This window comes from Flavivirga abyssicola, from assembly GCF_030540775.2.
GTDB lineage: Bacteria > Bacteroidota > Bacteroidia > Flavobacteriales > Flavobacteriaceae > Flavivirga > Flavivirga abyssicola.
Window position 1 is genome coordinate 2,006,931 of the sequence record NZ_CP141266.1, and the last position, 13,653, is coordinate 2,020,583.

The following is a 13,653-nucleotide window of genomic DNA, read 5'->3' on the forward strand; positions in this document are numbered from 1 at the left end:
ATGAAAAAAGTTCTTTACATAGTATCGTTTTTGTTGAGCTTAACTGCTTTTTCTCAAAATCAAGCATTATTTGAAAAAGCCAATGCCTTATATAATGAAGGTAAATACGCCGAAGCGATAGATAATTATAATGCTATTTTAGATACAGGGAAACATTCGGCCGATTTGTATTTTAATCTGGCAAATGCACATTATAAACTAAACAACATTGCACCAAGTATCTATTTTTACGAAAAAGCATTGCAATTAGCACCAGATGACGGTGATATTAAAAATAACTTGTCATTTGCTCAAAACATGACCATTGATGCTATTGATGTTATTCCAGAAGCTGGATTTTCTAAACTCATAAAAAGTATGACCAATATGATGAGTTTTGATAATTGGGCAAGAACGGCTGTAGGTCTGGTATTTTGTTTTGTCATTTTAGTGCTCGTTTATTACTTTGCTTATTCAACGTTAAGGAAACGTTTAGCGTTTATGGGAAGTTTAGCCTCATTAGTTTTATTATGTGTATCACTTGCATTTGCATTTCATAAATACAACTTAGATAAAAAAGATAATCCTGCAATTATTTTTGTGCAAGAAAGTAAAGTAAAAAGCGATCCAAACCCTAAAAGTGAAGAGTCTTTTAGATTACATGAAGGCACTAAAATACAGGTGTTAGAGTCGTATAACAACTGGCAGAAAATCAAACTTGCTGATGGTAAAATGGGCTGGGTAAAATCAGAAGACATAAAGTTGCTGAATAATATTTAACTTTTCGCTAACAAAAAATAGTATATATTTGTTTTTCATATTTTTTTAATAGAATGTTTAGAAATATAGTTGCAGTATGCTTTTCAATAATCTTTCTGGTGTTTTTAACAGCACCGACGATTATTACTATAGTAGACGATTCTATTGATGTCTCTTTCTTTTTTGCTTCATCTGAAGAAGAAGAAAAAGGCGGTAAAAAAGATAAAGATGTAGAGATTTTGGTTTTTGATCTTAATATGAGCGAATTAGATTTTGTTTCAAACGAATCGGAAAATGATTTAGAGTATTATTCCAAAAACTATCCTAAACCTCATTTAAATCTTATTTCTCCTCCCCCAGAATTACACATATTATAATTTAAATTTTATTGGCTTTTAAAGCCATTCTATCAACTTAATCACTCTTTGATTTTCATCAAGGAGAAAAATTTATTGTAATATGTTTAAAACTATTAAGAATGACTTACCAGCGAGTATAGTCGTATTTTTTGTTGCACTACCATTATGTTTAGGTATTGCATTAGCAAGTGGAGCCCCCCTTTTTTCAGGATTAATAGCAGGAATTATAGGAGGTGTTGTTGTTGGAGCTTTAAGTGGCTCAAAAATTGGAGTTAGCGGACCAGCTGCAGGTTTAGCAGCTATTGTTTTAACAGCTATAGGAACCTTAGGAGGATATCAAAACTTCTTGGTAGCTGTTGTATTAGGAGGTGCTATTCAACTATTATTCGGCGTTTTAAAAGCAGGGATTATTGGATACTATTTCCCGTCTTCAGTAATTAAGGGGATGTTAACAGGTATTGGAATTATCATTATTTTAAAGCAAATACCTCATTTTTTTGGCTATGATGCCAATCCCGAAGGTGATTTATTTTTCTTTGAAGTAGACAGTAAAGGAACCTTTTCAGAACTAATAGGTACTGTAAACCATATAAAGCTAGGTTCTGCTTTAATTGGTATAATAGGATTAGCTATTTTAATACTTTGGGATAAAGTATTATCTAAAAAAGGAAAGATATTTCAATTAGTACAAGGACCACTTGTAGCTGTTGTGGTTGGAATTATTTTTTATGTTATTACATCATCAAATGAAGTTTTAGCAATATCGCAATCACATTTAGTGAGTGTGCCAGTTCCAGAAGATGCTTCATCATTTTTTGGACAATTCAGTTTTCCTAATTTTAGTGTTATTACTAATCCAGAAGTATGGATTGTTGCATTTACAATTGCCTTAGTAGCAAGTTTAGAAACTTTACTGTGCGTAGAAGCGACCGATAAGTTAGATCCTAACAAGAATGTAACGCCTACTAATAGAGAATTGTTAGCTCAAGGTACAGGTAATATTCTTTCAGGGCTAGTTGGAGGTTTACCAATAACACAAGTAATTGTTAGGAGTTCGGCAAATATTCAATCAGGTGGTGTATCAAAAATGTCAGCAATTGTTCATGGGTTTTTCTTATTAATTTCGGTTGTTTTAATTCCTAGATTATTAAACATGATTCCGTTATCTGTATTAGCTGCAGTATTATTGGTTGTTGGATATAAATTAGCAAAGCCTTCTTTGTTTAAAAAAATGTTTAATTTAGGATGGAAACAATCCATACCGTTTACAGTAACAGTTTTGGGAATTGTTTTCATCGATCTTTTATATGGAATAGGACTTGGATTAGGTGTTGGCATTATCGTTATCCTTATTAAAAGCTATCAAAACTCACATTTTCTACATATAGAAGATAAAAGTAATGGAAAGCATAAAATAAAAATGACATTTGCCGAAGAGGTTACGTTTTTTAATAAAGGAGCAATCCTTAAAGAATTAGATAGCCTACCAAGGGATACCTATTTAGAATTGGATGTTAGAAAAACAAGATATTTAGATAATGATATTATTGAGATTTTAGAAGATTTTGCATTTAAAGCGAATGAAAGAGATATTGATATTAAATTGATTTCAGAACGTGGTATGGTTGAAAATCCATCAAGCTTTATTGAGTTTTTTAAATTGAGACCCAAAGCAACTTAAATCTAAAAACCATGAAAAATAATATAAATAAATATAAGATATTAGTCCTTTCAGATTTAAAAAAATCGACAAATGCAACATTAAAAAGCACAGTCAGTTTAGCTAAAATGATAAATGGAGACATAGATTTTTTCCATGTTAAAAAGCCTAGTGACGTTGTAGAAAAAGAAAGTCAATTATCGGCTATGCGTACTATAAATAAAGAGCATTTTGCAATTGAAAAGGAAATACAAGATTTAATAACACCGATTTCCAAAGATTACGGAGTAAACATAAATTATTCATTTACCTATGGAAATGTAAAGGATGAAATGCGTAAATACATCAAACTTAATAAACCCGACATCATTGTTTTAGGTAAAAGAAAATCTAAAGCACTTAATTTTATAAGTTACGGCATTACAAATTTTATTCTTAAAGAACATGACGGTGTAATAATGCTGGCAGATAATGATAATGTATTGGAGCCAAATAAAGACATATCACTTGGTTTACTAAACGGGGTTGAAGAATCATTTAATCTAGAATTTATTGAGGACTTGATCAATCATACACAAAAGCCTTTGAAATCTTTTAGAATTGGTAAAAGCCATTCAGATACAAGCACAAAAATGAATAAGCATATCAATAAAAAAATGATTGAATATGTCTTTGAAGCAAGTGATAATACCACTGATAACCTTTCTAATTATGTATCAAAAAATAATATTAACTTATTATGCGTAAATAGAGACAAGAAAAATACCGTAAAAAACGAAAACACATCAGGATCTGATATTAAAACTTTTATGGGGAAGCTTAATGTTTCATTTCTAGTTACGAGAGGATAAAGACTATCAGTACAATAATAATTTTATAAAATGAATTTTAATTAAAAAATTATGAAAGCACATACAAAAGAAACACAAGCAGCAATGACACCTCAAAAGTCATTGGAATATTTAAAAGCAGGAAATCAAAGATTTCAAGATAATTTAAAAGCAGATAGAGATTTATTGGATCAGGTTAAAGATACGAGCAACGGACAATATCCATTTGCGACTATTTTAAGTTGTATAGATTCCAGAGTGTCTTCAGAATTAATTTTTGATCAAGGTATAGGTGATATTTTTAGCGCCAGAGTAGCAGGGAATTTTGTAAATGAAGATATTTTAGGAAGTATGGAGTTTGCCTGTAAACTGGCAGGTACCAAGCTTGTAGTTGTGTTAGGGCATACAAGTTGTGGAGCCGTAAAAGGAGCTTGTGATAATGCTAAAATGGGCAATTTAACCAAACTTATCGAAAAAATTACACCAGCAGTAAATGCCGTTTCTGAGCCTCAAGATGCAAGTTTACGAAATTCAAAAAACATAGAATTTGTAGATCATGTTTCTAAGAAAAATGTTGAGTTAACCATTGAAAGAATTATGAAAGAAAGTGAAGTATTAGCAGACATGCAAAATAATGGCGAGATTATGATTATTGGAGCAATGTACGATATTCATTCAGGTGCCGTGACATTCTATGAGTAAAAACTTATAGATGAAAAATAATATTATGAAAATAAAAGTAAGTATGGTAGCATTAATCATGGCATTAATGTCTCCCTTACTTATGCAAAGTCAAGATAGTGATTTTGGAAATTGGCTAATATACATAGGTAATAAAAAACTTAACCCGAAGTGGAATATCCATAACGAGATTCAATACAGAAACTATGATGCTATTGGAGACCTTGAACAACTGCTTTTAAGAACAGGTTTGGGGTATACCTTTAATGAAAGCAAGAATAACGTATTATTAGGTTATGGTTATATCCTTTCGGAAAACTACATAGGAAATTCGGATGATAAAGTGTCTGTTAATGAACACAGAATTTTTCAGCAGTTTACATCAAAACAAAATATAGGACGTGTAAAATTAAATCATCGATATAGATTTGAACAACGTTTTGTTGAAGATGATTTTAAATTACGATTTCGTTATTTTTTAGCGTTAAATATCCCTTTTTGTAACAGGGAAAATCAAAATAGTAAATATTATTTTTCTGCATACAATGAAATATTTTTAAATACTAAAACTGCTATTTTTGATAGAAATAGGGTATATGCAGGTATTGGTTATAATATCAATAAAAGTATAAGACTTGAAGCGGGCTACATGAATCAATTTTTCGAAACCAGTAGCAGAGATCAATTCAATATTATCACTTTCGTTACATTTTAAGTAAAATTTAGTTAAAAAAACCAATACCTTTGAGTCTTGGTTTTTTTTTGGGTCAAAATGAATTAACTTAGAACCTCTAAATTTTTACTTAAACATGAAAAATCTTTTTTCAAATATAAAAGGAGATGCTTTTGGTGGTATTACTGCTGGGATAGTCGCATTACCCTTAGCGCTTGCTTTTGGAGTGTCTTCTGGGTTAGGTCCTACAGCAGGATTATATGGGGCTATTTTTATTAGTTTTTTTGCTGCTCTTTTTGGAGGAACTAATACACAGATTTCTGGGCCAACAGCACCAATGACGGCAGTTAGTATGCTTGTTATAGCAGGTATCATTGCAACTAACGATGGCGATGTTAATAAGGCACTCCCAGTAATTCTTACTGTATTTTTGTTAACAGGATTAATGCAAGTCGGGTTAGGTATTTTAGGTTTAGGAAAGTATATAAGGTACATTCCTTATCCTGTAGTTTCAGGTTTTATGACGGCCATAGGCGTTATTATATTACTAACTCAAATTTTACCTTCTATAGGGTATTACCCAAAAGAAGATATGGAATTTGTAAACACATTTAAGGCACAAGCAGAAAATGTTATTCTTAGGAATATTATCGAAGAAGAAAAAAGCGAAGGTATTTTAGTATTGGAAAATTTTAAAGAAACGATATCCAGATCCGAAGCCATTTCGCAAGACGATATTTTAAGAGAATCTCAAACATTAGCTAAAAATGAAAGTAAAAAAGCTTTCGGAATCATAAAGATTCTTCCAAGAGCATTACAAAACATTAATTGGTTGGAATTAATATTAGCCTTAGGGACTATTTTTATTATTTATGGTTTTAAACGTATTACCAAAGCAGTACCAAGTACATTAGTTGCTTTAATAGTTATGTCTGGAATTGCATTTGGTTTTGGGTTAAACTACAGACCTATTGAAGAAATTCCGAGCGGATTACCTCTTCCGAATTTAGAAATTTTCACAAGTTTTAAGCTAAGTAGTGTAACTCCATATGTTTTTACTGCATTAACATTGGCTTTATTAGGAGCGATAGATTCACTGCTAACGAGTGTTGTTGCCGATAATATGACAAAAACGAAACATAAACCAAATAAGGAACTGGTAGGTCAAGGTATAGGTAATAGTATTGCTGCAATCTTTGGAGGTATTCCAGGAGCAGGAGCAACGATTAGAACCGTAGTAAATATTACCTCTGGTGGTAAAACAAAATTATCAGGGATGATTGCTGGCGTTTTATTATTAATAATATTACTAGCCTTAGGACCGGTAGCATCAAAAATTCCTGCGGCAGTCCTAGCAGGTATTTTAATAACAGTTGGTATCGGTGTTATGGATTACAAAGGTTTAAAGGCCATTCCAAGTTTGCCAAGAGATATAAAATTGGGGCCATTAAAACTAAGTTCAGAAGTATTGATAATGCTTGTTGTCCTGTTACTTTCTACTTTTTGGGATTTAATTTATGCTGTTGGTATTGGACTTGTAATAGCGTCTTTAATGTTTATGAAGAAAATTGGGGATTTAACCGCAGAACGTTCAGATGTAAAACCACTTAAAGAAGAAGCTTGGGCAGATGAAGCTGGTTTTCCTGAAAATTTAAAAGAAGAAGTATTTATAAAGCATCTTAAAGGACCTTTGTTCTTTGGATCAACAAGCGATTTCCAGCAATTAACAGCACAAATTCCTGATACTGCTAAAACTGTTGTTATAAGGTTAGGGCGTATGCAATATATGGATCAATCTGGCTTATATGCGATGGAAGATATGCTTCAGGAATTAAACAAAAAGAATATAGAGGTTATATTTGTTGACTTATTGAAGCAGCCTAAGTATATGATGGAACGAATTGATATTATTCCAGATTTAATTCCAAGAGAACATATATTTGAAGACTTTGAACACTGTATGGAATGGATTAAAACAAATGTAAAAGACACACATACAATTTAAAGTTATAGAGATTTATCAATTTAAAGTTAATAGAGGTCTAAAGTAAATAAAAATTGAATGTCTAGAGCGCAGTCGAAACTAGCTTATCTTAAGCGAAATCGATAGGCTCGAACAGACAAAAATTAGACTTTTTTAGACCTCTATTATATAAGTTTTGGAGTTGTTTTAAACTTCTACTAACGTAAAAGCTTTATAAATAATGTATGTCAATATTTACTAATAGTTAAAATGTTGTAATATCTTTATTTGGTTGATACACATAATTAAATGTATAATAAGGTGTTCCATCAGTAAAGGCATCGGGGTTGGTGGGAGCATTTTCATAATAGCTTAAGATTTCTACCTTGGCATAAGTACCCTCTCTCGTTTTAAACACCAATACTTTCCCAGGAATAGGGGTAATTAAATGTGTTGGAGGTCCAGCATAAGTATACCATCCATTTCCACTACCAGAAGTAATGGCATAGCCCGTACCAGAGTCTTGAACAAATAATGCCGTATCAACATTTGTAATAGAAGCCATAGTTCCGTTAGCAATATAAACAGCAGCATCACCTGTTCTAGTTGGTTCATCTGTAGTCCCTAAAGAAGTTCCACCATTAACAATAATTGAAGTACCCCTAAAAGCAATATCCCAATCAGTTTCATGTGTTGTAGTTTTACCTGATGTAAAATCAAACTTTGTAAAAAGTCCAGATACCGGTTGTCCTTGTCCTCCGGACTGTGGTGCATATAAATTTGAAATGGTTTCAGACTCTATATTTAATAAAGGTTTAGAATCATCATCACTACTACAAGAAGAGAAAGCTAAAAATAAGGTTACAAGTGTTAAAAAATTGATTGTTTTCATGGTATTTGTATTAAAATTTAATGTTAAGTTTTCCATATATAATGCGACCAGCAATATTGCTGATGTTTTGTGTGTCTGTGAAGCCGAATAGGTTGTCAATTCCGAAACTCAAGCCATAACTTTTGTAAAAGGTTTTATTTACAGCAAAATCGATAATAGAATACCCATTGACAAACTCATCATAGGTGTCTAAATAGGTGTTTCCATTAGTATCTAATAAACCATATTTACTTCGATACGTTCCTCTAATATTGGTGTCTAGATTCCAATTAGGAATTTTATAAAAGACTTTTAAATTAGCCATATGTCGGGATCTGTTATACAACCCGAAATAATCGCTTTTTTTGAGCTGAAAAGAAGGAGCACTTGGACGCTCTCTGGCAAACACGCTTCCGTTTTCAAAAGCTTCCTCAGCATCTGTATCCTTAGCGAACAAAAGTTGATAACCACCTGAAATTTTAAGTTGATCTGTAGGATTCCATGTAGAATTTAACTCTAAACCTTGCGTATATACTTTATTGATATTGTAATAACTGAATACATTTTGACCATTAGTTTTATTTGCTATTACTCTTAGATCAATAAGATCATTAATGTTATTTCTGAAAAAGTTTAAACCAAATTTTAATTTAGGAGATAAACTATAGTCAATTCCAATGTTAATGCTAATAGAGTTTTCAGGATTTAAAGTATCTTCAAAATCAGAAGCAGGTATAATAATATTAGCTAATTGCCCTTGAGATTCTAATGCGGGTATAGCAGTTGTAACGGCATTATATCCTAAAACAGTATAGCCAACGGTTGTATTTGTAAAATCGAAATATAATTGCCTAAAATCGGGAGCTTTAAACCCATAACCAATAGCACCTTTTATTGATAGTTTATCATTTAATCCATAGCGGATGGCAGCCTTTGGACTAAATTGAGATTTATATTTGTTATGGTTGTCAAAACGAGCTCCTAAAATAATATTGAGCTTTTCAATAGGTGTACTATCATATTGAAGATAGAAATAAGGAGAATTAAATACAGGTTTTAAGGAAAAATATGTTCTATTTAATGTTTCATGATTAAACCCAGCTCCTCCTATAAAAGCCTCTTTATCATTCGGATTATATGTTGCTCTAATTTCTGGGCGAATTAATAATTGATTGTAGTAGCTATTACTAAATCGAGTACCATCTTCGTTATCTAAATAATCTTTCGCAATATATCGAGTAGCATAAAACTCAAAATAACTACGCCATTTTTTATCATAAACATGACTTAATTTTAAATGGGAGTTCCATTCGTTTATATCACTCTCTCCTTTTAAAACAGTAGACGCTATATAATCTTGATTTTGATTATAATACTTGCCCGAAATAAAAAGATTGGTAGCCTCAGAAAAGTCATAAGTAATTTTTGAGTTGAATGTGTAATTGCTAAATGGGTCAACCGTATTTAGGTGGTCACCATCAATTAAATCATAACCATCACTGCTATATCTATTAAAAAAAGCACTAACCCCTAATTTTTGTTTTTTATAATGTATTGTCGAACTTAAATCATGACTACCAAAGGAGCCTAATCTATAATTCACATTTCCATTAAAGCCCTTTTTAATAGTTTCGGTTATAATATTTATAACACCTCCTAAAGCTTCACTTCCGTAAAGACTTGAAGAGGCACCTTTAACAATTTCAATTTGTTTTATGTTGCCAACCGTAATCCTGTTAAGGTTTAAAGTACCAGCAGAGCGCCCAATAAGAGGAACACCATCTATAAGAATTAAAGTGTATTGAGAATCTAAGCCTTGAAGTTGAATACCTTCACCACCTCCAAAATCAGGAACAGTAATAAGACCTGTTTGCTCATTCAGGATATCATTTAAACGAATAGAATTAGATTGTTTTATGTCCTCTTTAGAAACAATTTGAGCTGGAAGAGGTAAAGAAGATAACTGTCTTATGGTTCGTGTGGCTGTAATTATAACATCATCTAAATATTCTGTTTTTGTAGAATCCTTTGTAACCGCTTTAGATTCTTGAGAAAATGAAGTGCTCCCTAAAAAAAGCAAAAAATAAATGCAAAAATATTTTTTATTTAGAATCATTCTTAATTAAATTTGTCGCAAATATATAAGTTATTTTAATTTAGTCTAAATAAGAACAATTAATTTTTTTGACTTTTTTTAATTATTAAAAACAAACCTTTAAAAATGAAACAATTAACACTATTATCATTATTGATTTTAACATTTTCATCAGTTGGAAACACACAAGAGAAAAAAATTAAAGACCAAAAAGCTATAAAAGATATGTGTGGTTGCTTTCAGGTCACTTTCAATTTTGCAGAAACATTTCAGTATAGCAAAGATTCACTTTATAAGCCATCAGAAACAAAAACTGATACGGCTTTAGAATGGGCAGAGTTGGTTGAAGATGACGAAAATAAAATTTCCATTCAACATGTATTACAAGTTGGTAAACCTGCCAAACCCCATATAGTAAAACATTGGAGACAGGATTGGATTTACGAAAATGTAGATTTCTATATGTACAATGGTGATAGCTCCTGGGTTTTTCAAAACAAACAAAAGGATAACGTAAAAGGACAATGGACACAAAAAGTATATCAAGTAGATGATAGTCCACGTTACGAAGGCTCTGCCACATGGGTACATGTAGACGGTAAGAGTTTTTGGGAAAGTGTAACGCCTGCCCCATTACCAAGACGAGAATATACCAAAAGAAGTGATTATAACATAACAATGAGAGGCAACAGACATGAAATAACCAAAGATGGATGGGTGCATGATCAGGATAATGATAAAGTACTTCGGGAAGTAGGAAGACCAGATGTTGTACTCGCTAAAGAGAAAGGATATAACACCTATGTTAGAGTAGACGATAGTAAATGTAAAGCAGCTTCAGATTGGTGGAAAAAAGAACATCAAAAATGGGCTTTAGTAAGACATAAATGGGATGATGTTTACATAAGGAATCAGAATTTAACACTTGAAAAAAAGGTTGATAACAAAGCATTATACAAATATTTATTTGCAGATGACATGACCGAAGAAACCGAAATTAATAACGTTATAGAATCTTTTGTAAAAAAATAATAAAAAAAAGTATTAAGAGAATCAACTAACTAAAGATGAAGCGTAACAAAACAATTAAAATAATATCACTTCTTATGCTTTTTATGCTATTGGGATTTAAAAGTAAAGTAGAAACCACAACATATAAGTGTATGATCCAAATGACAAATTACTCTGGAGAAGGGGCTTATGTTATTATTTCATTATTAAATCCAGAAGGTGAATATGATAAAACATTATACGTTCAGGGAGATGATGATGAATGGTATTCTGAAATAACAGCCTGGTGGAAATTTCACGGGAAAAGACGTGCAGATATTGATGCCATAACAGGAGCAACAATAAGTGGTGGCGGGCGTATGATAAGTGTTATCGAGATTGAAAACAGCAAAATAGATACGGGTTATAAAATACGTTTTGAAACCGTTGTGGAAAATCAGGAATATTATAAAGATGATGTAGAATTTGAGCTTACATCCGAAACCATAAAAAATAAAATAAAAGGAAAAGGCTTTATACGTTACGTTCGTATGATGGCACAATAAAAAGATCCCAAATGACCATTTCTATATGGAGATATAGTCATCTTACTTTGGCTATATCTTCTTCTATATTCATAGTATTAGCAGCCTTGACAGGTATAGTTTTAGCGTTTGAACCTATTTCAAATCAGCTAAAACCTTATGCTGTAAAGCATGCTGATGCCCTTTCGCTTTCTAAAACCGTAGAAAACCTACGAGTCGAGTATGATGAGATAATACATATAGAAAAGGATAAAAACAATTTTGTAATAGCTTCGGTTATTACAAAAGAAGGCAAAAATGAAACCTTTTATATAAACCCATTCACTGCTAAAAAAATAGGCGATATTATTGAAAAAGCACCAGTTTTTAAATTTGCTACCAATTTACATAGGTCATTGTTTTTAAAGTCTACAGGAAGAATTCTTGTGGGTTTTATGTCTTTTTTACTCTTTTTAATGGCCGTTACTGGTGTGCTTCTAATTATTAAGCGTCAAGGCGGTGTAAAACATTTCTTTTCAAAAATAATTAAAGACAATTTTAATCAGTATTATCATATCATTATTGGAAGGTATGTTTTAATACCTATCATAATAGTTACCCTTTCGGGTGTTTATTTATCGTTGGAAAAGTTTTCGTTATTGCCATCAGAAAAAAAATCGCATGACTTAAATGAAGAACTTTTAGTAGGAACACCTAAAATAAAGATTGAGGATTTTAGCCTTTTTAAAACTCTTACTTTAAATGATATTCAGCGTGTTGAATTTCCTTTTTCTGATGCTATTGAAGATTATTTTGTTTTAAAACTTAATGATAAAGAGTTGCTTGTAAATCAGTATAACGGAACCATAATAAGTGAAAAAAAACAAAACTTGGTAGCTTTAGCTTCAAGTTGGAGTGTGCTATTACATACTGGGCAAGGATCTATAATGTGGTCTGTTATTTTGCTATTAACCTGTATTGCTATTTTGTTTTTTATGTTTTCGGGGTTTACTATGACACTAAACCGCAGAAAAAATAGTATCAAAATTAAGAACAAATTTAGCAAAGACACTGCTGAGTATATTATTTTAGTTGGTTCGGAGACAGGAAGCACTTATGGTTTTGCAAAAGCTTTGTATAAAGCTCTAATTGCAGAAGGTAAATCGGTATTTGTTTCAGAATTAAATACGTATTCCAGTTATAAAAAAGCAAAACATTTGGTGGTATTTACATCTACTTATGGGGATGGAGAGTCTCCCACAAATGCAAAGAATTTTGAAAAATTGGTTGGCCATGTTTATCAGAACAACACTCTTAAGTACTCTGTTGTTGGTTTTGGTTCTTTAGCTTATAAAGGCTTTTGTAAGTATGCTATTGTGGTAGATTCTTTATTGCAACTACACCAAAAGTTTATTCCGAATTTATCGCTTCATAAAATTAATAATCAATCTTTTGAAGCTTTTAAGAACTGGGCATCTTCGTGGAGTAAAGGCAAAGGCTTAAATCTAAAAATTGAAAAACCTGTAAATACACCTCGCCCTAAAAATTCAAAATTATTTAAAGTGGTTAGCAGATCTATGGTTAATTCCGATAACTCTTTTGTGCTTGAATTGAAGCCTGCCCAGAAGTTAAAATTTAACTCTGGAGATTTGCTTAAAGTATATCCAAAAAATGAACAAAGAGAACGTTTATACTCTATTGGTAAAATAAATGAAAATATAGTATTAAGCATAAAAAAACACGAGTTTGGAGTATGCTCAGGTTATTTTAGTAAACTTAAAAAAAACGATATGGTACTAGCAGATATAAAACAAAATAAAGATTTTAATTTTCCTGTAAATGCGAAAGAAGTCGTTATGATTTCTAATGGAACGGGGATTGCACCATTTTTGGGAATGATTAATAATCAAGATTCTAATTCTGTAAAATCACATTTGTTTTGGGGTGGACGGACGAAAGATTCTTATCAAATCTATTCAGAATTAATAGATAAAGCTTTTTATAGCAAAAAACTATCTGGACTTTACATTAGTTTTTCAAAAGAGGAAAGTCAAAAAAAATATGTGCAAAATTCAATAGTAGAAAAAAGTGATTTAATATCTCGTGTATTAAAAAATGATGGCGTTATTATGATTTGTGGCTCGATAGCTATGCAAAATGATGTTCTGGAAACATTAGAAAGTATCTCTGAATCTAAATTGAATAGGCCTTTAAATCTAAATCAGATTAAAACAGATTGTTATTAATATAACGTGAGTTTCGACATAAA

At 31.4% G+C, this 13,653-nt stretch carries 12 protein-coding genes; 10 read left to right on the forward strand and 2 right to left on the reverse strand.

Going from position 1 to position 13,653, the window contains the following annotated elements:
* From Q4Q34_RS08410 to Q4Q34_RS08440, 7 genes are all read left to right on the forward strand, one after another.
* Complete coding sequence (locus Q4Q34_RS08410; RefSeq protein ID WP_303316817.1) at positions 1-759, forward strand: SH3 domain-containing protein; 759 nt, start codon at positions 1-3, stop codon at positions 757-759.
* Between the two features lie 53 nt (positions 760-812).
* Positions 813-1,115 (forward strand): hypothetical protein, encoded by a 303-nt coding sequence (locus tag Q4Q34_RS08415; protein WP_303316818.1) that lies wholly within the window; start codon positions 813-815, stop codon positions 1,113-1,115.
* A gap of 82 nt (positions 1,116-1,197) precedes the next feature.
* Positions 1,198-2,778 (forward strand): SulP family inorganic anion transporter, encoded by a 1,581-nt coding sequence (locus Q4Q34_RS08420; RefSeq protein ID WP_303316819.1) that lies wholly within the window; start codon positions 1,198-1,200, stop codon positions 2,776-2,778.
* An 11-nt stretch (positions 2,779-2,789) separates the two neighbouring features.
* The gene (locus Q4Q34_RS08425) at positions 2,790-3,608 is read left to right on the forward strand and encodes a universal stress protein (protein ID WP_303316820.1); all 819 of its coding nucleotides are present in this window, start codon (positions 2,790-2,792) and stop codon (positions 3,606-3,608) included.
* A 51-nt stretch (positions 3,609-3,659) separates the two neighbouring features.
* A complete protein-coding gene (locus tag Q4Q34_RS08430) occupies positions 3,660-4,289 on the forward strand; it encodes a carbonic anhydrase family protein (RefSeq protein WP_303316821.1) in 630 nt (209 codons plus the stop codon).
* A 10-nt stretch (positions 4,290-4,299) separates the two neighbouring features.
* Positions 4,300-4,983, forward strand: coding sequence for a DUF2490 domain-containing protein (locus Q4Q34_RS08435; protein ID WP_303316822.1), 684 nt, complete (start codon positions 4,300-4,302; stop codon positions 4,981-4,983).
* Positions 4,984-5,077: 94 nt separating this feature from the next.
* On the forward strand, positions 5,078-6,946 hold the full coding sequence (locus tag Q4Q34_RS08440) for a SulP family inorganic anion transporter (RefSeq protein ID WP_303316823.1): 1,869 nt from the start codon (positions 5,078-5,080) through the stop codon (positions 6,944-6,946).
* Between the two features lie 223 nt (positions 6,947-7,169).
* Here the strand turns inward: Q4Q34_RS08440 and Q4Q34_RS08445 are convergent, their stop codons facing one another.
* Positions 7,170-7,796, reverse strand: a complete 627-nt coding sequence (locus Q4Q34_RS08445; protein ID WP_303316824.1) for an HmuY family protein — start codon at positions 7,794-7,796, stop codon at positions 7,170-7,172.
* A gap of 10 nt (positions 7,797-7,806) precedes the next feature.
* Positions 7,807-9,891, reverse strand: coding sequence for a TonB-dependent receptor plug domain-containing protein (locus Q4Q34_RS08450; RefSeq protein WP_303316825.1), 2,085 nt, complete (start codon positions 9,889-9,891; stop codon positions 7,807-7,809).
* Between the two features lie 105 nt (positions 9,892-9,996).
* On the opposite strand from Q4Q34_RS08450, the gene Q4Q34_RS08455 reads away from it, so the two are divergent.
* The 3 genes from Q4Q34_RS08455 to Q4Q34_RS08465 are packed head-to-tail and all read left to right on the forward strand — an operon-like array spanning position 9,997 to position 13,630.
* Entirely contained in the window at positions 9,997-10,902 is a 906-nt protein-coding gene (locus tag Q4Q34_RS08455) for a DUF6607 family protein (RefSeq protein ID WP_303316826.1), read from the forward strand.
* A 35-nt stretch (positions 10,903-10,937) separates the two neighbouring features.
* Positions 10,938-11,426 (forward strand): DUF2271 domain-containing protein, encoded by a 489-nt coding sequence (locus Q4Q34_RS08460; RefSeq protein WP_303316827.1) that lies wholly within the window; start codon positions 10,938-10,940, stop codon positions 11,424-11,426.
* 11 nt (positions 11,427-11,437) lie between these two features.
* A complete protein-coding gene (locus tag Q4Q34_RS08465; RefSeq protein WP_303316828.1) occupies positions 11,438-13,630 on the forward strand; it encodes a PepSY domain-containing protein in 2,193 nt (730 codons plus the stop codon).
* Positions 13,631-13,653 lie beyond the last annotated feature (23 nt).